Here is a 20,759-nt window from a genome sequence, read left to right on the forward strand (position 1 = left end):
GAGCCTGGATGCAAGCTCCGTCCTTTAGGACGGAGTAGTTGACTTAATGACCGCTGACTTTAGAAATGCTTTTGGATGCTATCCATTAGCAAGTATATACGGCTAGAGATAGGATGGGGTACCATGGGCATTTTTAAGGCAAGAGAGGATGGTTGTAGAATTGGAATCTTAGCTAAGAACAAAGCCATTTCGATTACACCCCTAGGCTACCTCCAAACAGGAGTTAACATGGTTTTTTTTAGCTCTATAATTTGTCAGCAATTGCTCATACAGAAACTCTGATACATTAAAAGGCTAGGAGTTCGAAATAATCGGCTACGGAGGAGGGAATAAAAGAAAAGCTCTGGTGATCTAATACTATTTGCTTGCTTATTTGCTTTTCTTTTTTAGAGAGCTGTAGGGGCTCTTTTGAACCAAAGAGGAGTATTCTTTGAGCAAATTGCTGTGTCAATTGAGGAATGCCAAGACCATAACGGACGTGGATCTCTCCTGTGACGACACACATGGTTCTTTGAGAACCAAGGGGAGAATTCAGAAAGCTTAGGATGTGCTTTGCCATAGAACTTTCTCTAAGTCTTTGTGCTTCTATAGCAAAGGCAATCCTTTGTTTATCCATAAAAGCATGGACTGAAAGATAGGGGGTTAAAAATCTCCTATATAACGGTGTTATGGCGGCCAATGGGAAAGCGGCTTTTTCTTTTTTTGCTAGGGAGGAATAGCCTTCCCTTGCTACTTTTGAAATAATAGGATGAGTCGTGTCTATACCGATCAAGGGTATGTGATGTTTTTGAGCAAAAAGGCAAAGTGGTTTGTAATCCAAGTAGTTAGGCCATTTCTTCTTCCATTGAATGGTTTCTGAAAATTCTTTGAAAGAGAGCTGACCATTTATAAACCGATCGATTATCTTTTGGTCTTTGGCTTCGAGGGATTCCAACGCCAAAGCCAGAGGAATGTGCCTGTTGTATAGAAGTTTTAAAAGTGCAAGCTGGGCTTTATGATGGCTATGCAGAGTGTGTACTTCGCCCAAATAGATAATTCGAGCCTTGGAAAGATCTTCTATTAGCTCTTTATGATTTACTATTGCTCCACTCTTTAGATCTATCCAGATTCCTTCTGCAGCATTCCCAATGCGATAAAAGCTTAAGAAAAGAACAAGTAGAATGAATATTTTTTTCACAAGGATGAATGAAACAAAAAGATCGTTGTCTCCTTCTATTGCTGAGAGACATCATTAAAAAGAACATCGATTGTTTCTAAAGACAAATCTTTCCAGCTAGAAATTACTAGATCAGCATTTTCTAAGTTGTTTTTAGGTCTTGTAGTGGTCAAAGCGATCACTTTCATGCCAGCCTTTTTTGCAGATTCAACTCCTGCAGGGGCATCTTCAAACACTACACAGCGGCTGGGCACATAACCCAATTTTTGAGCTGTTAGTAGATAAGGGGCAGGATGTGGTTTGCCTTCCCTGACGTCTTCAGCACCTACTATAACGGGAAAATACTCTTTGATTCCTAATTTTTCTAATACGAAGAAGATATTGGTTTTTGTTGTCGAGGAGCAAATAGCCATGGGAATATGCTTCTGTTTTAAGCGATCCAGAAACTCTTTGACTCCATAAGTAAGACAAAGGCCTTCCTCCTGTACAATTTTTTTATAAAGTTCTTCCTTTCTCTTTGAAAGTTGAGTAATTTCTTTGGGATTTTGACTCCAGCCAAGAAACTCGGAAATGATTTTTTCATTTTTCATTCCGAATGTTTTGTTCATAAAATCTTGTTTAACTTCTTTGTGTTGTTCGGCTGCAAGCATGCGCCAACTTTGTTCATGCTGTTTGACTGAATCGACAATGACGCCGTCCCAATCAAAAAGAGCAGCCCACTGATAGTTATCATGGTCTTTTTTCATATAAAACTAACCGGCCTTAAAGCGAATCGATCGAAAAGATCGATTTTGCATGCAAAGAACAATAAGAAAGGCCTTTATCATCCCAATAGCAATATCTTCTCAAGAAAGGTCTTATTTTCCTGGAAGGTTATGACAAAGGTAGGTATTGTTATTGTTCTTTTCAAGATTTCCTTCTTTGAAAATTCGTTTTGTAAAAATCTGCGAGCAAATCAAAAACAATATAAGTCTTTAGCCAGTGAAAAAGAGCTTCTAAAGGCTTATAAAGCCCGAGGATTTTTAGCTCTTTATAGGAATCGGAATAGCGAAGCAAGAAAATTTTTTCAAATGTGTTATTCCCTCTCTCCTCAGGATGCAAAGCTTTGTGAACTTTTAGCCATAGCATCTCTTAGGGAAAACGATAGAAGGGGAGCAATCTTTTGGATGCATCAAGCCCATTTGATTGGGCTAGCCCGTTTTTATCAGATGGTAAAGCACCCTTTTGAATGTTCGAATTCTTTGCAAAATGCAACCTGTCCATTACTTAACACCTCTTATCCAGTCGTTCCGTTGGAAATTGATGGCCATTTTTTTGCTTTTCTCATCGATACAGGGGCTTCGACATCTATTGTGGATAAAAAAGTGGCACAAGCTGTTGGACTAAAAGAAGGGTGTCCATCGGAATTGGTTTTAAGTAATGGAAAGAGGATTCAGGGAGCTTTGAGTACTCTGCCAATTTTACGTATTGGTTCTTTTGCGATTAAAAATGTTCCGGCCATGCTCATCGAAAAGCTAAAGCCACTTTCCTCAGGTGCTCCGAATAGCTTTCATGGGGTATTAGGAACAGATTTGCTTTCAAGATTCAATATACTCATTGATTATCAAACAAAGAAGATTGTCATTTCAAAAAGGGCCATGGAGCAAGGGGCTACCTTTCTATCTGGGTCAAAATTATTGGCTGAAATTCCTTTTTTGTTTAGCCCTCAAGGACTTCTGCTACTAAAAGGGAGCCTTCAGTCGAAGGAAGTTTTTTTTATTTATGATACTGGATTTGGAGGGTACCCATTGGAATTTAATCAAAAATATAGGAATATGTTTTTTGGGTTTTCAGTACCTGCTAGAAGCTCATTGATATTTGGACCGGTAGCAATCAAGAAAATAAGTGAAACTTTTAGCCAACTTCCACTGACTCTAGAAGAAAGAGAAGAAATACCTATAGGAGGGATAATTGGCAATAGGCTCTTTTCTAGATACAAAGTGTTGTTGAATTTCTCAAAAATGGTTGTGCAGCTATATGATCAGAAGAACTAAGCTAGTGGGCAGACAGGGATTCGAACCCTGAACCAAGTGCTTAAAAGGCACCTGCTCTACCGTTGAGCTATCTGCCCTCGGGAATTAAGAATGTATTTTTTTTTAGTTATTTGTCTAAAAAAAATTGTCCAAAAAAAAGACCATTTCAATCTTTCTGTTCGAATAAAAATAGTATAGTATTGCTTTGTCTATCTAAAAAATATACTTTTCGAAATGCCTAAAAGTTTCTCCTCTTATGAAAAATTCATTATCTGCTTCTTTAGCTGATTGTCAAAGCCAACGGGATCATAGAAAAATCAAAATACACCGAGTAGGAGTTAAAGGTCTAAGGTATCCTATAGAAGTACGAGACAAAAATTTTGAAAGCCAACATACAGTGGCTACCGTATCCCTTCTTGTGGATCTTCCGCATCATTTTAAGGGCACACACATGAGCAGATTTGTTGAGGTGCTCAATGCGCATGGTCGGATGGTGCATGTCTGTAATGTTTTTTCGATCGTCCATGAACTCCAGAAGAAATTACATGCGGAAACTGCTCATGTCATCATGGAATTTCCTTATTTCATTGAAAAAATTGCCCCAGTGACTGGTTCAAAAGGCCTTGTTGATTATCAGGTAAGATTTGAAGCAGCGGCCTATCTTGATGAGACGGATTTTGTTATGTGGGTTACTGTGCCCGTGACCACCTTGTGTCCTTGTTCAAAAGCAATAAGCGATCGGGGAGCTCATAACCAAAGAGGGTATGTGTCAGTTGCCATAAGATTTGTTCAAACGATCTGGATTGAAGACGTCATTGAGATGGTTGAAGCCTCAGCCAGTAGCCCGATTTATTCTCTTCTTAAAAGACCTGATGAAAAGTATGTTACTGAATTGGCGTTCGATAACCCTGTGTTTGTAGAAGACTTGGTGAGGAATGTGGCTCTTAGGCTCAATGCCAATCAAGATATACTCTGGTATCGGGTAGAAGCCGAGAATATGGAAAGCATTCATAATCATGCTGCTTACGCTTGTGTGGAAAAAGAGCTAGAAACTTAGAAAAGAACAATTGACTGACTATGCCAAAAAAGATAAGCAGAGAGGAATAGCAGTTGATAAATGGTTTTTTTTTAGTTATAAGTATTAAGTGATCCATGGGGAGCCTTATTGGCTGAGAGGTTCTTCTCTAATGATAGAGGAGAACGACCCTATGAACCTGATCCGGATAATGCCGGCGGAGGGAAAGGATATGCACTGTTCTTATGCTCTTATCTCCTGTTCGGCTGTCCTCTGAAAGGAGGAAGCAACAATGGCTCAAAACAGTAATCGGCTGACGTATTTGGATATTGTTTCAAAAGGAAAAGAACTTTCTTCCTTCCTTTTGTCTTTTTTCCCAAATTCCAAAAAGGTATATATCCAAGGGGAAAATAGGGGGGTAAACGTTCCCTTTAGGGAAATAAAGGTTGCTCATAATGGTTCTGGTGTAGCAACAGATCATTCATTTTTTTATGCTTACGATACTTCTGGGCCTTATACAGATCTTTGTGCTGAAGTAGAAATAGGGAGGGGGCTTTTCCCTTTGCGAGCCGAGTGGATAGAACAAAGAGGGGATTGCGAACCTTACGAAGGCAGGCCAATTAAACCTGAAGATAATGGATGGGTATCGGTCAAAGATAAAACCGGGATTCTGCTGAAAAATGGTGCTCAAAAGCTTTCTTTGTTAAAAAAGCGTCTGCCTTTACGTGCCAAAGCTGGAAGAAGGGTTACTCAACTGCATTATGCCAAAAAAGGCATTATTACTCCAGAGATGGAGTTCGTAGCCATAAGAGAGAATTTAGGTAGGAAAGGTTACTCTCTTCGCCAAGGCAAAGGCCCACTTTATAGCCAGCACTCGGGATTGGCCTGGGGGGCATCGTTCCCAGAAGAAATAACTCCAGAATTTGTAAGGAAAGAAGTTGCTTCGGGCAGAGCGATTATCCCCTCTAACATTAACCATCCAGAGCTGGAACCGATGATTATTGGCCGTAACTTTAGAGTCAAAATAAATGCGAACATTGGAAACTCTGCAATTAGCTCATCGATGGATGAAGAGGTAGCAAAACTGGTTTGGGCTATTCTTTGGGGAGCTGATACGGTCATGGATCTTTCTACGGGAAAAAACATTCATGAAATTCGTGAACTAATTATTCGTTCTAGCCCTGTGCCGATAGGGACTGTTCCTATCTATCATGCGCTAGAGAAGGTTGGGGGGATTCCTGAGGAATTGAGTTGGGAAATCTATAGAGATACTCTGATCGAACAGGCCGAACAGGGAGTAGATTATTTTACCATACATGCCGGAGTCCTTTTGCGATATATCCCTTATACAGCCAATCGACTCTGTGGCATTGTTAGTAGAGGAGGGTCCATTATGGCTAAGTGGTGTTTAGCCCATCATCAAGAAAACTTTCTCTACACGCATTTTGATGAAATCTGTGAAATATTAAGGAGCTACGACATCAGTGTGTCGCTAGGGGATGGGTTAAGACCAGGAGCCATTGCCGATGCTAATGATACGGCTCAGCTTAGTGAACTTTTTACCCTTGGCGAACTGACTAAAAAGGCGTGGGAACATGATGTGCAAGTGATGATTGAGGGGCCTGGCCATATTCCTATGCAATTGATTAAAGAAAACATGGATTTAGAGCTTAAGCATTGTTTTGAGGCTCCCTTTTATACCCTTGGACCGTTGACTACGGATATTGCGCCCGGTTATGACCATATTACTAGTGCCATTGGAGCTGCAATGATCGGCTGGTTTGGCTGTGCAATGTTGTGCTATGTCACTCCTAAAGAACATCTAGGCTTACCTAATCTTGAGGATGTAAAAACTGGGGTCATAGCGTATAAGATTGCGGCTCATGCTGCTGATCTTGCAAAAGGGTTTCCAGGGGCCCAATTACAGGATAACTTTTTGAGTTATGCCAGGTTTCATTTCCAATGGGAAGACCAATTTAATTTAAGTCTTGATCCTCCAACCGCTCGGCTTTTCCATGATGAAAATTTACCTCAGCCAGCGGCCAAGCATGCTCATTTTTGTTCGATGTGTGGACCTAAGTTCTGTTCAATGAAAATCACCGAAGAAGTCTTAAAATACGCGGAAAAAAATAAGCTGACGACAGACGAGGTCTTTTTAGAGGGGATGAAAGAGAAAGCTGAAGAATTTAGAAAAATCAAAAATATTTATATATAATATTTTTTTTTCTTTCTTTTTTTATTTTACTAAATAATATAAGTTTTATAAATATTGATCCTAGATCATCCTAAAAATTTGTTTTTCTTACTGTATGAGACAAAAGCCATCTCTTTCCATTTCTTCCATGGTTATGTCCAATCGGAAATCGATTGGCATCGAAAATCTTGCTTTACTTGAGGAATATTACCAACGCTGGAAGAAAGATCCGAATTCTGTCTCTGCTGATTGGAGCGCTTTTTTTGAAGGGTTTGAGTTCGGATATGAATCCTTAAAAAATGGTCAGCTCGGAAAGAAAGTCGAAAGCCGAGCTAAAACCGATGATTTAAAAAAGCAACGTGCCGTTTATGAACTTATTCATGCCTATCGCACCCTTGGGCATTATATAGCCAATCTTGATCCGTTGGGATTCAATCAATATGAATATGACGAATTGAAGCTTGAAAGATTTGGGTTAGATCAAAAAGACCTTGAGTGCTACTTTGATTCTGGAGATCTGGCTGGGGGGGGATGGAGAACTTTACGGGAGATATTAGAGATACTTAAGAAATCTTATTGTTCTACGTTGGCTGTTGAGTTTATGCACATGGATTCTTTTGTGCAAAGAAAATGGATATCCCAGCGGATTGAAGGAAAATCTTTTTATGCTGGTTTTTCGAAAGAACACAAAAAGCAAATTCTTTATGACCTATTGAAGGCTGAACTTTTTGAAGCGTTTTTACATACACGATACGTTGGACAGAAAAGATTTTCTTTGGAAGGAAGTTGTACACTCATTCCTATGATGGATGCTCTTATAGAAGCTTGTCCGACCCATGGGATTGAGCGGCTTGTTGTTGGAATGGCGCATCGAGGAAGGCTTAATTTTGTTGCCAATGTGTTGCAGCAGGATTATAAGGTCATCTTTGATGAATTTTCTGAAAATTACATTCCCGAAGGGGTATTGGGCAATGGGGATGTTCGGTATCATTTAGGCTTTGAAGCAGCTCTGAAAACTAAGTCTGGTGCTATTGTAACAGTAGGCCTAACGCCTAACCCAAGTCATTTGGAAGCTGTTAATCCTGTGGTGGAAGGCAAAGCCAGAGCTTGGGAAAGAAGACTAAAAGATACAGAGCATAGAAAAAAAGTTTTGCCTTTGCTTATTCATGGAGATGCCTCATTTATGGGACAAGGCGTTGTGCAAGAAACTTTGAATCTTTCCAGGCTTGAAGGGTATACAACGGGGGGTACTCTGCATATTATTGTCAACAATCAGATTGGCTTTACAACGGTGCCTCAGGATGGGCGCTCTACGCATCATTGTACGGCAGTAGCACTGATGCTAGGAATTCCTATTTTTCATGTCAACAGTGATGATCCTTTGGCGGCTGTCTTTGCTGTGCTGCTAGCTTTAGAGTACAGGCAAGTTTTTGGTCAGGATGTGGTTGTTGATCTTGTGGGATATAGAAAGTATGGACATAACGAGGGGGATGAACCTAGCTTTACTCAACCTCTTCTTTATAAGGCAATAGCACAGCATCCCAATATCAGTGATGTTTTCTTGGATCAGTTGATAAAATCCGGAGAGATGACAAGAGAAGAAGCAAATGCATACCGAAAAATATTTGTTGCTGAGTTGAACCAAAAAATGGAGGAATCGAAGGAATGGATTAAACAAGAAAACCCTCCCACCTTGAGACCCAGGTTGGCTTGTCCCAGGATTTTTGATCCAGTGAAAACAGCCGTTCCTTTGGAAGAATTCCTTTATGTAGGCAATGCATTGGTGAGGGAGCCTCCTGATTTCAATCTTAATCCTAAAATCCGCAAGATCCTTGAAGAAAGAAAAGCCATGGTTGAAGGAAAACAGCCAATTCTTTTAGCTTTTGCTGAAACCATGGCTTTTGGCACTCTTCTCTATGAGGGAATCCCAGTTAGACTATCCGGTCAAGATAGTCGGCGTGGGACTTTCAGTCAAAGGCATGCGGTACTTTATGATACAAAAGTCTCTAAGAAATATGTTCCCTTAGCGAATATCCATCCCAACCAGGCGATATTTTGTATCTATAACAGTCCCCTTTCCGAATATGCTGTTTTAGGTTTCGATTATGGCTATTCTCTAGATTATCCTGAAGCTTTAATTATTTGGGAAGCTCAGTACGGTGATTTTGCTAATGGGGCTCAGGTTATTATAGATCTATACCTGGTTAGCTCTGAATCGAAGTGGGGTGTGACATCGAACATTGTTTTGCTACTGCCACATGGATATGAAGGACAGGGGCCTGAGCATTCTAGCGCACGTGTGGAAAGATTCCTTCAAGCATGTGCTGAAGATAATGTCGTTGTTGCTAACTGTACTACCCCAGCCAATTATTTTCATATCTTAAGAAGACAGGTTTTGAGGGGATTTTCTAAACCCTTAATCCTTTTCACCCATAAAAGCCTTTTACGCAACCCACAATGTTCCTCGTCCATTACAGAATTTGTTCAAGGCTCTTTTGAAGAGGTCTTGGCGGATCCTCAGGTCAATCAACCAAGCTCAAAAGTTATCTTATGCACTGGAAAAGTCTATTATGATCTTATAGACTACAGAAGCCGGATTGGAAGGATGGATATTCCTATTGTTCGAATCGAACAGCTCTATCCTCTGCATGAGAAAAAGCTCAAAGAGATTGTCTTAAGCTATCAGCCCCAGTCCCTAGTTTGGTGTCAAGAGGAGCCAAAAAACATGGGCGCTTGGACTTATATGTTTCCTAAACTGAACGATATTTTTTCTCTTCCTGTCCTTTATGCCGGTAGGGAGGCCTCGGCCAGCACGGCGACTGGTTCAATGGCCTACCATCGGCTGGAGCAGCAAAAGCTTCTTGCAGATGCCTTTGGCAGATAACCCTTATGTAAATTCATTTTTAACCCAGGAGCTAGGTCGCAATGGATATAAAAATGCCTTCTGTTGGTGAATCGATTGAATCTGGATTGATTGGCAAATGGCTTAAAAAAGAAGGGGAAAGAGTACAATCTGGAGATGCCTTGTGTGAAATTGAAACTGAGAAGATCACTACTGAAATTTATGCTGAGAAAGAAGGAATATTGCATATTCTTGTCAAAGAAGGCTCAGAGGTGAAGGTTGGGCAAACCATCGCTCAATTAGAAGAATTGCCTTCGGGAAAGATGGAGCCAGAGCCGAGGGCAAGTATCAAAGTAGAAAAAGAGGAAAAAACAGTTTTGGAACCGCAGAAAGAATCGATAGAGCCAGTAAAAAAGGAAGAGGAGAAAGAAAAGGCTTCTGTAGAAGCTCCCCTGATGCGTCCTAGTAGGATAACCAAGGAAGAGGCCCTAGAACTGATAGAGGAAGAAAAGGAAGAAAAAGAAGAAAAAAAAGAAGCAAACAAACTAGAGCCTTTTGCGCTAGGTCCTCAAGAAAAAAGAAAACCACTGAGTCCTATCCGAAAGAAGATTGCTCAGCGTTTGCTAGAAGCTCATATTGGCACCGCTCATTTAACTACCTTCAATGAAGTCGATATGAGTACGGTGCTAGAATTAAGAAAAAATTATGGGAAGAGATTCGAAGAGAAATTCGGAGTCAAACTGGGACTGATGTCCTTTTTTGTCCGAGCGGTTGTGGAGGCTTTGAAAAAAATACCAGAGGTCGGTGCGCGGATTGAAGAGGATGAACTTGTTTATCCTTCCACTTTGGATCTGGGAATAGCTGTTGCTACAGAAAAAGGATTGATCGTACCAGTGATTCGTAGCGCCGAAAATCTAAGTTTTGCCCAGATTGAAAAAACGATTCAAGAACTAGCTATAAAAGCGAGAAGTGGGAAAATTACTCTCGAAGACATTGAAGGAGGAGTCTTTACGATAACCAATGGCGGTGTCTTTGGCTCTATGCTTTCCACCCCTATATTGAATCCACCTCAAAGTGGCATTCTTGGCATGCATGCTATTAAAGAAAGGCCTGTAGCAATCAATGGGAAAGTGGAAATCAGACCCGTCATGTACCTTGCTCTTACCTACGATCATCGAGTGATTGATGGCAAAGAAGCTGTCAGTTTTTTAGTCCTTGTCAAAGAGTTTATCGAACAGCCCGCCTCGGTTCTTTTGGAAGTCTAAATGTTGGTTTTATAGAAAGCAAAAAGAATGGATACGTTTGATGTATGCGTCATTGGATCTGGCCCTGGTGGCTATGTTGCCGCCATTCGTGCCGCTCAGCTTGGCTTGAATGTGGCAATTATTGAAAAAGACAAGACCCTTGGAGGTACCTGCCTGAATGTGGGATGTATTCCGAGTAAAGCTCTTCTTTCTCTTTCTGAATATTACTATTTTGCCAAGACAAAGTTTGCTGAAAATGGATTGCTCGTTGAAAATCTCCGCTTCGATCTCGATAAACTCATGAAGAAAAAAGACCAAGTCGTCCATAAGCTAGTCAAGGGAGTGGATTTTCTCATGAAGAAAAACGGGATTGAAGTATTTCATGGGATAGGATCGCTTGTAGATCCCCAAACGGTTGTCATAGCCGAAGAAAATGGAAAAGAACATAGAATTAAAGCTAAAAATATTATCCTTGCGACAGGTAGTGCACCAGCTTCTCTGTCTTTTTTGCCTTCCTATAACGATCAGATCGTGGATAGCACCTCGGCCCTTCAGTTTAGTTCTGTTCCCAGAAGTATGGCTGTTATAGGTGCTGGAGCTGTTGGATTGGAGCTAGGATCTGTGTGGAGTAGACTTGGATCCAAGGTTTATGTTATAGAGCTTTTGCCAAGAATATGTCCATTGATGGATCATTCCGTATCCAGCACTTTAGAAACCTTTCTTCGAAATCAAGGAATAGAATTTTTTCTCAATACTAAAATCATCTCTGCAACGAGCAATACAAACGAAGTCTTACTTGAATTAGTTTCAGGATCCAAGACCTACTCGCTTAGTGTGGAAAAAGTGCTCGTAGCCGTAGGGAGAATTCCTTATACTCATGGGTTGAATCTGCAACAAATAGGCATCAGTACTACAAAGAAAGGCAGTGTAGAGGTCAATGCATGGTGGCAGACCAATTTTGCCCATATCTATGCAATTGGCGATTTAATAGAAGGGCCAATGCTTGCTCATAGAGCTCAACTAGAAGGAATAGCGGTCGCTGAAATCATTGCTGGGCTTCGATCCCCACAACTGAACTATGCGCTCATCCCCTCTATTATTTATACCTCTCCTGAGGCGGGAGGAATTGGCTTTACAGAAGAAGAATTGCAAGCAGCTAAAAGAGACTATAAAAAGGGTGTATCGAAGTTCTCTTTTAATGGAAGGGCGTTGGCCGGGGATGTCGGCGAAGGATTTGTAAAAATTTTGGTGGATGCCAAAAGTGATAAGATTTTGGGAATCCATGGAGTGGGGCCAGTTATCTCCGAGCTCATTTCAATGTCGACCCCATTGTTTTTAAGAAAGGTTAGCGGGGTGGATTTCGTAAGCCTGCCATTAGCGCATCCTACGCTTTCTGAAGTGCTTCGTGAAGCAGCTCTTGATGCCTATAAGCGGTCGATTCATTCGTAGTAATGCACGGAAGCATTGGAGCGGGAAAGAAAATGCCGATACTGTCTTGGAATGTTGGAATGGATATTCGTGAGTATTTCATAGGAAATTGTTCCAGCAAGCTTGGCCAGTTCGTCAGCATTAATGGATTCTTTTCCTTGCGTACCAATCAATACCGCCTCCTCCCCAATTTTACATGAAGACAGTTCGCTGATATCCACCATGATCTGGTTCATTGTAACCGCTCCACGGACTGGACATCTTTTTCCTTTGATCAGCACAAAGGCTTTATTAGAAAGCGACCGGAGATAGCCATCGCCATAACCGATGGAAAGCACGGCGATCTTAGAAGGTTTTTTAAGCCTGTAAGTTGACCCATAGCTGATTGGATGGTTTTTGGGAAGCTCTTTTATTAGCACGACTTTGCATTTCCAACTCATAATTGGTTTAAGAAGCGTTCGTAGGAATGACATGGGGGCTAGTCCATAAAGGGCAAGACCAATCCGTACATAATCGCAAGCATACACACTTTTCCGCCATAAAGCCGCGCTATTAGCAACATGAATGGGAAGGCCTTTGAAATGCTCCTTTAATTTTAATAGCTCAAGCCACTGCTTTTCCGTCGCTTCTATATCCGTATCTGCCTGGGAAAAATGAGTGCACACTGCACCGATACAGACAGAAGAAAGTTTTTTTATTTTTTCCATCTCTTTAACAAAATTTGAAGGGATAAACCCAAGTCTTCCCATCCCTGTATCTATTTTAAGATGGATAATTGCCTTTTTGCCTAAATGTTCTGCTGCTTGATTGAGCCATTTTGCCTCATTGAATGAAGAGACAACTACCCAGGCATTATTGGCGATCACAAGTGGAGCTTCAGGAGGCAAGATAGGACATAAGATTAATAAAGGATTTTGGATACCGGCATTTCTCAGTTCAATAACCTCATCGACGTTGTTGATTCCAAGAACTTCGATTCCAGATTGCACAAGTTCTCTGGATATAGGAACAAGGCCATGCCCATAGGCATCAGACTTAACAACAGCAATAATTTTTGTTTTTTTTGGAATCCTCTTTCTTGCCACGCGGATATTAAAGCGCAAAGCCTGCCCATCAATTTCTACCCAACTACGAGGCAGGGGGGCAGCCGAAAAAAAAGAATAGTAATTCTTATAGCTCATTTTATTATTAAACAGGGCCTCTTAAATAGATAGGTTCTGGGAAAGGGGTGTTATCAAATGGAGGACAATTTTCTGGAAGTAGAAAAAAGTCTTCGGCTCTTGGAAAAACTTGAGGCATGTTGTCATGTAGGGCTTCTGGACTAACTGCTAAATCTACCGTTTTGATTATTTCTGTTAGTTTTTTTTGCTCAATAAGATAAGGCCCTTTGACGAGTTTACCATAAGAAAAGAGAGAACAAAAAAGTTCGCCTCGCCTGGCATCAGAAAATATTCCTAAGGAAGGAATATGAGAAAATTGAAGGCCTATAGACCATATGCTTGGAATGGAAAGAATTGAGGCGTTTTTGGCTATGCTGATTCCTTGTGCGGCTGCAATGCCTACCCGGATAGAGGAAAAAGATCCTGGTCCTGTCCCAACAAAGATCTTTTCGATCTTCAAAGAGGCCAAATTTAATTTTTCCAGACAATCAAATAGGGAAGAAAAATGGCGTTTGCCTTTAAAATACGAGCGCCAGACAACATGGTGATTTTCTGCCAAAGCCACGCTGCCCATTTCTGAAGAGGTATCAATCGAAAGGATCATAAAGTTATAGGAAGGAATAGGGAGGTTCTAACATAACAAATGAGGGATCAACGAATGCGTTTAATTTTTCTTTCATTTTGGGCAATGATTGTAATTTCCCAATACTGGGTCCAAGAAGGTAATAGTTTTTCTATTTTTTGAGGCCATTCCACAAAACAAATAGCTTCTCCATACAAGATTTCTTCCAAATAATGAGATAAGCTAGGAGGCAGGTTTTCTACTCGGTACAAGTCAATATGAAAAATATCGAACTTTTCTCCTTTATAACAGTGGACTAAACTAAAAGTAGGACTCGTAACTTCGCCTTTAAAACCTAAAGCAAGAGCAGCGCCTTTGACAAGTTGGGTCTTACCCGATCCTAACTCGCCGATCAATGCAAACACTTCTCCCCCCTGGCAGGGTTTTACCAGTTCTTTGGCAAAATTAATAGTCTCCTCTGGACTTTTGGAAATGATCGAAGCCTCTGTATCCATCCTGAAATTCCATTTTTCCATTTTTGCTAAAAGTTCCAATTTTTTTTATAGGAACCTCAAAAGGCCAATTTTTTATAAGATTTATTTCTTTTTCTTTTGCGACAGAAAAAAGCAATTCGTAGTCTTCCCCATCGGTTAAGGCATTGTGAAGGCCATAATTTTTTCGCACTGGAATTGCCTCATAATCGATTTCAAAGCCAATATTGGAAGCTTTTGCCATTCTTGGTAAATCGGTGGCCAAACCATCACTTAGATCCATCATCGCCTTTGCCCATTGGCCTTTGGCAAGCCATTGGCCTTCTTTTATTCTGGGAATAAATAATAGATGGTGCCCAGAATCATAGCTGCCTCCAAGAACTCCTGTAACAAACAAAGCGTCTCCATCTTCTGCTCCTGATCTCAATATTGGCTTATAGCCATCGGTTTTTCCCCATACCGTCACTACAAGAAAAAGTTGGTTTGACTCAGTGGTTTCTCCTCCAATAAGATCCGTTCCGATAGCACGAGCCAAATCAGTCAATCCCTTATAAAGTTGCTTTATTTTTTCTACTTTCTCTGTTCTGTTAACTCCAAGGCATATGAGGGCATAGAGCGGTTCTCCGCCCATAGAGGCGATGTCAGAGAGAGCCCTTGCGAGCGCTTTTCGGCCAATCCATTCTGGAGGAGTTGATGGATCAAAGTGTACATTTTCTACGGTTGCATCCATTTTGAAAAGATAATAGAGCTCTTTTTTTTCTGTTTGGATTACTGCACAGTCTTCTGCTGTGGAAGCTATCACTTCTCTTTTGCTTTTTCCCCACCCTTCAACAAGAAGACTGATGAGCTGCTCTTCGCTGAGATCAGAAACAAGAGATTCCGATGTTAAAGAAAATGAGGTATTGGTTTTCTTACTTTGCACTATTGATCCCCAAAAGTAACAGGATTTTAGCTTTAATTTCTTAAAAATGTCATAATCGGGGTCTAAAGAGTCAATAGTTTCTTTAACCAAATTTTGCTAAAAGAAGAAGGCATGCTGTAAAACCATTGAACCAGAAATGAATGGCCATAGAGAGGATCAAACAACCACTGAATTCATAAACGGCTGCTAATATCATGCCAAAGATAAAAAGAGGGAGAAAAGTGATCCAATGAATGTGGAGTAAAGCAAAGATAAGGCCACTCAAGACTATGGCACTTCTTTTTGTAAGGTGACTTCTAAAAAATTGATAAAGAAATCCCCTGAAAAGAAGCTCTTCTCCAATAGGAGCCGCCACAAGAATTAAAGTTAAAAGAACGGCAATTTCACTGGGCTTTGAGGCATGTAAGAAAAGATCAACGGCGGGCTGTCTTGGAACGGGAAGATGGAGTGCTTTCCCAATATTCTCACTGAGTCCAGCAATCATTTGAAGGGGTAGGTAGGCAGAAAGACATATCCAAAAACTGAGGATGGCAATTTCCCATGGATTAAACTGAGAGAGCCCTAAGAAATCTGAAAGAGTATACCCATGAAAACGGACCAAAAGGACAATAAGAATAATAGAAAAAATGCTCAATCCAGCAGCGACACCAAGCAAGATGCCTGTGAGAAGAAAGAGACATACGGCAACAAGTTCCAACCAGCTAAAAGGAATTGGAAGAAATTCTCTAAAGGGAGCAAAATCGGTTTTTTTCCACCGGTAAAGAAAAATCCCCATTGCCAGATCCGCCAGAAGGGTAAGCAATAGGAAGCCAAGGATCAGTGGCTTATAATGAACAATGAGTCTTTGAGTTAGTTCATCCACGTTTTGTTATCCTACTCTTTGTTGCAAGCATTATGCCTAAAGCAAGCTAGGCAGTCTAGTTTCTTGAATTATCTATCCTTTTGAAAATTTCAACGTTAGATACACATGGAATGGTTCCTAGGAGCATTCCACGGTCTTTGTTAAAAACAAACTTTCAGCCTTTATTAATTCAAACCAAAAGCTTGAGGATAAAGATAGTATAGGTGTCCAGAAGATATTGGCCATTGCAACGGTTGGGGGCTCAGGTTGATATTTGGGATCATTTCCTTGGAAAAAAGGCGAAACAAATTAGAAAATTTAAAGGGAGGAACATAACGAATGAGCCGAGCGGATGGAACTTTAGAAAGCTCTTTGCATTTGTTAAAAGCATCTTCGAAATACCCAAGGCCATCGATCAGCCCATTTTTTAAAGCATCTTGCCCCATGAAAATTCGGCCATCGGCAAGGTTGTTCTTCAGCTTATTGATATCCATGTGTCTTTCTTTGGCTACTATGGACACAAACTTATTATAGGTTTCATCGATTAATCCTTGGATAAAAGCTTGTTCTTCTGGGGTCATTTCTCTTGTCGGATTTAATAGGTCTTTCATTTTCCCTGACTTAAATGTGAGGGCTTTTATTCCGACTTTTTCCATTAAATCTTTGACGAGGAAGGATTCCATAATGACTCCAATGCTGCCAGTGATCGTCAGATCATTAGCCATAAGATAGCTGCCACCCACCGCCGAGTAATAGCCCCCAGAAGCCGCCATGGACTCCATATAGATCACCACTGGTTTTACATTACGAGTTAATCGGATTTCATGATAAATGACATCGCTAGCGTTAACTTCTCCTCCAGGGGAATTAATGGCAACAATGATTCCTTTGACTTTTTTATCTTCTCGGGCTGCCTTCAGTTGCACTTTCATGTCTTCGACAGTGTTTTGAGTAAACGTTCCTCCTTCATCCTGACTAATCAGTCCCCGAAGATGGATTAGAGCAATTTTAACATCTTTCATGGCAAAATCACCGCCCACAAACTCTTCCTCTAGAGCGAGCGGAGCGGATGGTGCCTTTTTGGTTTGTAAAATGGATATAAAAATAAGATTCAAAAGCAGGCTAAAACATAAAATTAAAATTAAAAACACGCTAAAACAGCCACCTTTCTTATTCATAGTGCCAATCCTTCTCTGTGCTCAGAGTAAATCATTTCCTCCGTTCTGCAATATTAAAATAAATAAGTAGCTATTCATTGCCTTGCTGTGGGATTCTTGGAAATAAAGGAAAAGGAGCATTGATTGTTTTCCCTGCTAAATCCATGGAATAGAAAGCATCATACAATGGAAAGTTCTCTTTTCCAATATTTAAAAGCGAGAGTATTTTCTCACTGGTCTCCGGCATCACTGGATCAATGAGTAAAGCATATCTTTTAAGGCATGCGCAGCAGACAAAAAGAATGCAATCGAGCTGGTGGGATTCCTTGGGGTTTTTTGCTAGGGTCCAGGGAGCGGTCGTATCGATATACCTGTTGAGTTTTTTCATATGTTGCCAGACTTCCTGGAGAGCCATCGAAATATCGTATTTATCGAAATGCTGGCAATAGCTTTCTAATAGCATGCCATTGAGCAAGTTTTTTTCTCTTTCTCCCATGAGCTTTTCAGAACAGGAGGGAATGACACCAGATCTATATTTATGGATCATTGTTGTGATTCTTTGGACAAGATTACCCAAATCATTGCAGAGATCGCTTGCATATCGGCTAGCAATTTTTTCATCAGTAAAATCGGCATCCTGCCCTAGGCCCATTTCTCTTAATAGATAATATCTAAGAGCATCGGCTCCATATAGTTGTATATAGGGCAGAGGATCGATGTAATTGCCTAATGACTTGCTCATCTTTGCTCCGCGGTTCATCCACCAGCCATGGATTAAAAAGCGGTGAGGTTGTTCTAATTCCAGAGCCTGTAGCATGACTGGCCAATAGATAGTGTGTGCAGGAATCAAGATGTCCTTTCCGATAACGTGTAATTGAGCAGGCCACCAGTTATGGCTCTCGGTCCTGGCAAAAGAAACATAGTTTAATAAGGCATCAAACCAGACGTAGGTGACGTAGTTTTCATCAAAAGGCAACGGAATGCCCCAAGAAAGTCTACTGATCGGTCTGGATATGCACAAGTCCGAAAGGGGTTTTTCTAAAGCCCCTAAGAGCTCGTTGCGTTTAGATTTAGGAATGAGCCATTCTTCGTGAGTTTCTACATAGTCTTTTAGCCAATTTTCGAAAAGGGATAATTTGAAAAAATAATTTGGTTCTTTGGTTTTGATGACTTCTCCATAGATTTCAGGCCATTGACCATTGACTAAATCTTTTTCCGTAACGAATTGTTCTTGCCTTAAGCTATAGTAGCCTTCATGTTCTTTAAAATAGATAAGTCCTTTATTCGCTAGCTTTTGTAAGGCCTCTTGGACATACTGAATGTGGGAAGGATGAGTGGTGCGGGCGAAAGCATCATAGCTAATATGCAATTGATTCCAAAGCTGGACGAATTTTTCTGTTTGGATATCGCAAAAATGTTTAACGTTTAGTTTTTCTTTTTCAGCCGAGCGCTGAACTTTCTGGCCATGTTCGTCGACACCAGTAAGGAAAAAAACTGAATCTCCCTTCTTCCTATGATACCTAGCAATAGCATCAGCCATTATTTTTTCATAGGCATGACCTAAGTGAGGGGAGCCATTGACATAATCAATGGCAGTAGTAATAAAAAAAGGATTCGGCATATCTGACTCTAATAATAAAATACTTTGGTTTGCTTTGTATGTATTTTTTCCTCATGAATCTTTTTCTATGAATATTCTTGAGAAAAAAGAAAATATGTTAACTTTTATTTTGATCATTATCACTTTAGGCACATAGTTAAAAGAGGGAGAAGAAGGGAAATCCTCTGGAAAAGAAGAAAGTAATAGGATATGGGGAATTTAACAAGAAGAGATTTAGTCGTCAAGGTTGCGATGAAAACAGGTTTGCCACAACAAGAAGTGGCAAAGGTCTTTGAGGAGATCCTTGATGTTTTTATGGAAGTTTTCAAAAAAAGAGAGACGATTGAACTACGCAATTTTGGGGTTTTTGAAGTTACATTAAGAAAAGCTAGAATAGGACGCAATCCACGAAATCCCGAGCGGGACATTCTTATACCCCCAAGAGCGGTGGTTCGATTTAAACCAGGAAAAGAAGTTAAAGGCATTCTCAATGCGATTACAAAAGATCTTCTTAAAGAGGAAGAATTAAAGAAGAAGAAAAAGACATAATTTTGCCTTTTCTTTTTTTAAAAAAACTGAGTTATTGCCTCTAAGCTATTTTGTTTTATGCAGCCGCTCCCTGGATTTCGTGATTTTTATCCTCCCGACTTTGCTTTTAGACAATTGCTATTTTCTCGCTGGAGAGAAATATGCAGGCGTTTCAATTTTGTCGAGTATGATGGGCCAGTATTAGAGTCTTTAGAACTGTATCAAAAAAAGTCTGGAGAAGAGATACTCAATCAAATTTATCATTTTTTGGATAAAGGCAATCGGATTGTTGCATTAAGACCTGAAATGACGCCAACACTAGCCAGAATGATCGAGGCCCATTATAAGGAATATAAGAAGCCTATTAAATGGTTTTCTATTCCCCAACTTTTTCGTTACGAACGAGCTCAAAAGGGGAGGTTGAGAGAACATTTCCAGCTTAATTGCGATATTATTGGAGAAGCTGATCTAGAAGCAGATATTGAGCTGATGAATCTTGCAATAGACATTCTCCGTTCTTTTGGTTTAGGCAAGGAAGATTTTATTGTTCGGATTAGTGACCGGCAGTTTTGGTCTGAATTCCTAACCAAAAAAGGAGTTGCCATAGAAGAATGGTACCAGTTTTTCCAAGCTATAGATAAGATCGAAAGAGATCCAAAAGAAGAGATTGAGCGCCGTTTAGGAGGGTTAGCCAAAGAGGTGTTTGAGTTAATTGAAAAGCCATGCTATTGGGAAAGATTTGACGTTGTTTTAGAGGGGCTTCGTCATAGGAAGCTTGAAGAATATGCTCGGATAGATCTTAGAATTGTCCGAGGTTTGGCCTATTATACGGGAATCGTCTATGAAATTTTTGATAAAGCTGGAAAATTTAGAGCTATCGCAGGAGGAGGAAGATATGATGATCTGCTTAAGCTCTTTGGAGGAGAAGATATCCCTGCGGCAGGGTTTGGAATGGGGGATGTCGTTCTTGGCGAAATTCTTAAAGAAAAAAGGCTTTTAGAGCCTTCTTTCCCACGGCTTGATGTGTATGTTGTTTTTCCAGAAGGGAAAAAGAATGCTCTTGGGCTACTTTTGATCGAACAGTTACGGAGTAGTGGGTTTTCTGTTGAGTTTTCATTCCATCCCTTGAAAATGAAGAAGCAGCTGGCACAAGCCCAATCCCTCAATGCCCGATTTGCGCTTTTTGTGACCGAAAAAATCGCAGAAGGGTTCGTAGAACTAAAGAATATGGACGAAAGAAAGCAGTTTGTGATACCGGTAGAACAATTGGTTGGATTTCTAGAGAAAAAAGAGTAAAATGAGGGCCGGTAGTATTTTCTTTGTCTTTTCTTTTTTGGGAATGGACTATTTTAAAAGGATTTTCATCGCAACCGGATTGTTTTGAAAGAAATAGGCTCCCTAGAGCCCACAGTGGCGATGAAGCTTGCAGGCAGAGCTAAGACTTCCTGTTTGAGAGTCAACTACCCCGCCCTGAAGGGCGGAGCTTGTGAGTCAGGCTGGGTTGACCAGGGAAAGCGGTAGTCAGTCCGCTCCGTTTGCAACAGGTCGTTAAGACCCACTCCGGGATGCTTCCTCAGTCCCGGACACTGGAAGGTGGGAATCATGCT

General features: G+C 40.6%; 17 protein-coding genes, 1 tRNA gene and 1 riboswitch. Of the genes, 8 read left to right on the forward strand and 10 right to left on the reverse strand.

Annotation, left to right across the window (positions count from 1 at the left end):
* Positions 1–286: 286 nt before the first annotated feature.
* Both A7Q09_RS00460 and A7Q09_RS00465 read right to left on the reverse strand, forming a co-directional pair.
* Positions 287–1,177: a ChaN family lipoprotein gene (locus tag A7Q09_RS00460; RefSeq protein ID WP_134389368.1), complete on the reverse strand. Its 891-nt coding sequence runs from the start codon at positions 1,175–1,177 to the stop codon at positions 287–289.
* A gap of 35 nt (positions 1,178–1,212) precedes the next feature.
* A complete protein-coding gene (locus A7Q09_RS00465) occupies positions 1,213–1,902 on the reverse strand; it encodes an HAD family phosphatase (RefSeq protein WP_134389369.1) in 690 nt (229 codons plus the stop codon).
* 129 nt (positions 1,903–2,031) lie between these two features.
* Between A7Q09_RS00465 and A7Q09_RS00470 the strand changes: the two genes are divergently transcribed.
* Entirely contained in the window at positions 2,032–3,189 is a 1,158-nt protein-coding gene (locus tag A7Q09_RS00470) for a retropepsin-like aspartic protease (protein ID WP_166791871.1), read from the forward strand.
* Between the two features lie 5 nt (positions 3,190–3,194).
* On the opposite strand, the gene A7Q09_RS00475 is transcribed toward A7Q09_RS00470, so the two are convergent.
* Positions 3,195–3,266 (reverse strand) — tRNA-Lys (locus A7Q09_RS00475).
* Positions 3,267–3,424: 158 nt separating this feature from the next.
* Here A7Q09_RS00475 and folE2 point away from each other — a divergent pair.
* The 5 genes from folE2 to lpdA all read left to right on the forward strand — a co-directional run bounded on the left by folE2 (position 3,425) and on the right by lpdA (position 11,912).
* Positions 3,425–4,225 (forward strand): GTP cyclohydrolase FolE2, encoded by an 801-nt coding sequence (gene folE2, locus A7Q09_RS00480; protein WP_134389371.1) that lies wholly within the window; start codon positions 3,425–3,427, stop codon positions 4,223–4,225.
* Positions 4,226–4,311: 86 nt separating this feature from the next.
* A riboswitch (TPP riboswitch) is annotated at positions 4,312–4,427 on the forward strand.
* A gap of 48 nt (positions 4,428–4,475) precedes the next feature.
* Positions 4,476–6,398: a phosphomethylpyrimidine synthase ThiC gene (thiC, locus tag A7Q09_RS00485; RefSeq protein ID WP_244228427.1), complete on the forward strand. Its 1,923-nt coding sequence runs from the start codon at positions 4,476–4,478 to the stop codon at positions 6,396–6,398.
* A 94-nt stretch (positions 6,399–6,492) separates the two neighbouring features.
* The gene (locus tag A7Q09_RS00490) at positions 6,493–9,261 is read left to right on the forward strand and encodes a 2-oxoglutarate dehydrogenase E1 component (RefSeq protein WP_134389372.1); all 2,769 of its coding nucleotides are present in this window, start codon (positions 6,493–6,495) and stop codon (positions 9,259–9,261) included.
* Positions 9,262–9,302: 41 nt separating this feature from the next.
* Positions 9,303–10,484, forward strand: coding sequence for a 2-oxoglutarate dehydrogenase complex dihydrolipoyllysine-residue succinyltransferase (gene odhB / locus A7Q09_RS00495; RefSeq protein WP_134389373.1), 1,182 nt, complete (start codon positions 9,303–9,305; stop codon positions 10,482–10,484).
* A gap of 27 nt (positions 10,485–10,511) precedes the next feature.
* Positions 10,512–11,912, forward strand: coding sequence for a dihydrolipoyl dehydrogenase (gene lpdA / locus A7Q09_RS00500; RefSeq protein ID WP_134389374.1), 1,401 nt, complete (start codon positions 10,512–10,514; stop codon positions 11,910–11,912).
* On the opposite strand, the gene alr is transcribed toward lpdA, so the two are convergent.
* The 7 genes from alr to A7Q09_RS00535 all read right to left on the reverse strand — a co-directional run bounded on the left by alr (position 11,903) and on the right by A7Q09_RS00535 (position 18,645).
* The gene (gene alr / locus A7Q09_RS00505; RefSeq protein WP_134389375.1) at positions 11,903–13,072 is read right to left on the reverse strand and encodes an alanine racemase; all 1,170 of its coding nucleotides are present in this window, start codon (positions 13,070–13,072) and stop codon (positions 11,903–11,905) included. The genes lpdA and alr overlap by 10 nt on opposite strands.
* A gap of 7 nt (positions 13,073–13,079) precedes the next feature.
* Positions 13,080–13,655 carry a tRNA (adenosine(37)-N6)-threonylcarbamoyltransferase complex dimerization subunit type 1 TsaB gene (gene tsaB, locus A7Q09_RS00510; protein WP_134389376.1) on the reverse strand — a complete coding sequence of 192 codons (576 nt, stop codon included), beginning with the start codon at positions 13,653–13,655 and terminating at the stop codon, positions 13,080–13,082.
* A 47-nt stretch (positions 13,656–13,702) separates the two neighbouring features.
* Positions 13,703–14,128, reverse strand: a complete 426-nt coding sequence (gene tsaE / locus A7Q09_RS00515) for a tRNA (adenosine(37)-N6)-threonylcarbamoyltransferase complex ATPase subunit type 1 TsaE (protein ID WP_134389377.1) — start codon at positions 14,126–14,128, stop codon at positions 13,703–13,705.
* Entirely contained in the window at positions 14,079–15,026 is a 948-nt protein-coding gene (locus A7Q09_RS00520; RefSeq protein ID WP_134389378.1) for a thiamine-monophosphate kinase, read from the reverse strand. The genes tsaE and A7Q09_RS00520 overlap by 50 nt, the downstream gene beginning before the upstream one ends.
* An 82-nt stretch (positions 15,027–15,108) precedes the next feature.
* Complete coding sequence (locus A7Q09_RS00525) at positions 15,109–15,888, reverse strand: CPBP family intramembrane glutamic endopeptidase (protein WP_134389379.1); 780 nt, start codon at positions 15,886–15,888, stop codon at positions 15,109–15,111.
* 164 nt (positions 15,889–16,052) lie between these two features.
* Complete coding sequence (gene sppA, locus A7Q09_RS00530; RefSeq protein WP_134389380.1) at positions 16,053–17,045, reverse strand: signal peptide peptidase SppA; 993 nt, start codon at positions 17,043–17,045, stop codon at positions 16,053–16,055.
* A 70-nt stretch (positions 17,046–17,115) separates the two neighbouring features.
* A complete protein-coding gene (locus A7Q09_RS00535; protein ID WP_134389381.1) occupies positions 17,116–18,645 on the reverse strand; it encodes a class I tRNA ligase family protein in 1,530 nt (509 codons plus the stop codon).
* A gap of 189 nt (positions 18,646–18,834) precedes the next feature.
* Between A7Q09_RS00535 and A7Q09_RS00540 the strand changes: the two genes are divergently transcribed.
* Both A7Q09_RS00540 and hisS read left to right on the forward strand, forming a co-directional pair.
* The gene (locus A7Q09_RS00540; protein ID WP_134389382.1) at positions 18,835–19,173 is read left to right on the forward strand and encodes an HU family DNA-binding protein; all 339 of its coding nucleotides are present in this window, start codon (positions 18,835–18,837) and stop codon (positions 19,171–19,173) included.
* 57 nt (positions 19,174–19,230) lie between these two features.
* Positions 19,231–20,448: a histidine--tRNA ligase gene (hisS, locus tag A7Q09_RS00545; RefSeq protein WP_134389383.1), complete on the forward strand. Its 1,218-nt coding sequence runs from the start codon at positions 19,231–19,233 to the stop codon at positions 20,446–20,448.
* Positions 20,449–20,759: the final 311 nt, after the last annotated feature.

It is taken from the genome of Methylacidiphilum sp. Yel, from assembly GCF_004421185.1.
In the GTDB taxonomy this organism is placed as follows: domain Bacteria; phylum Verrucomicrobiota; class Verrucomicrobiia; order Methylacidiphilales; family Methylacidiphilaceae; genus Methylacidiphilum.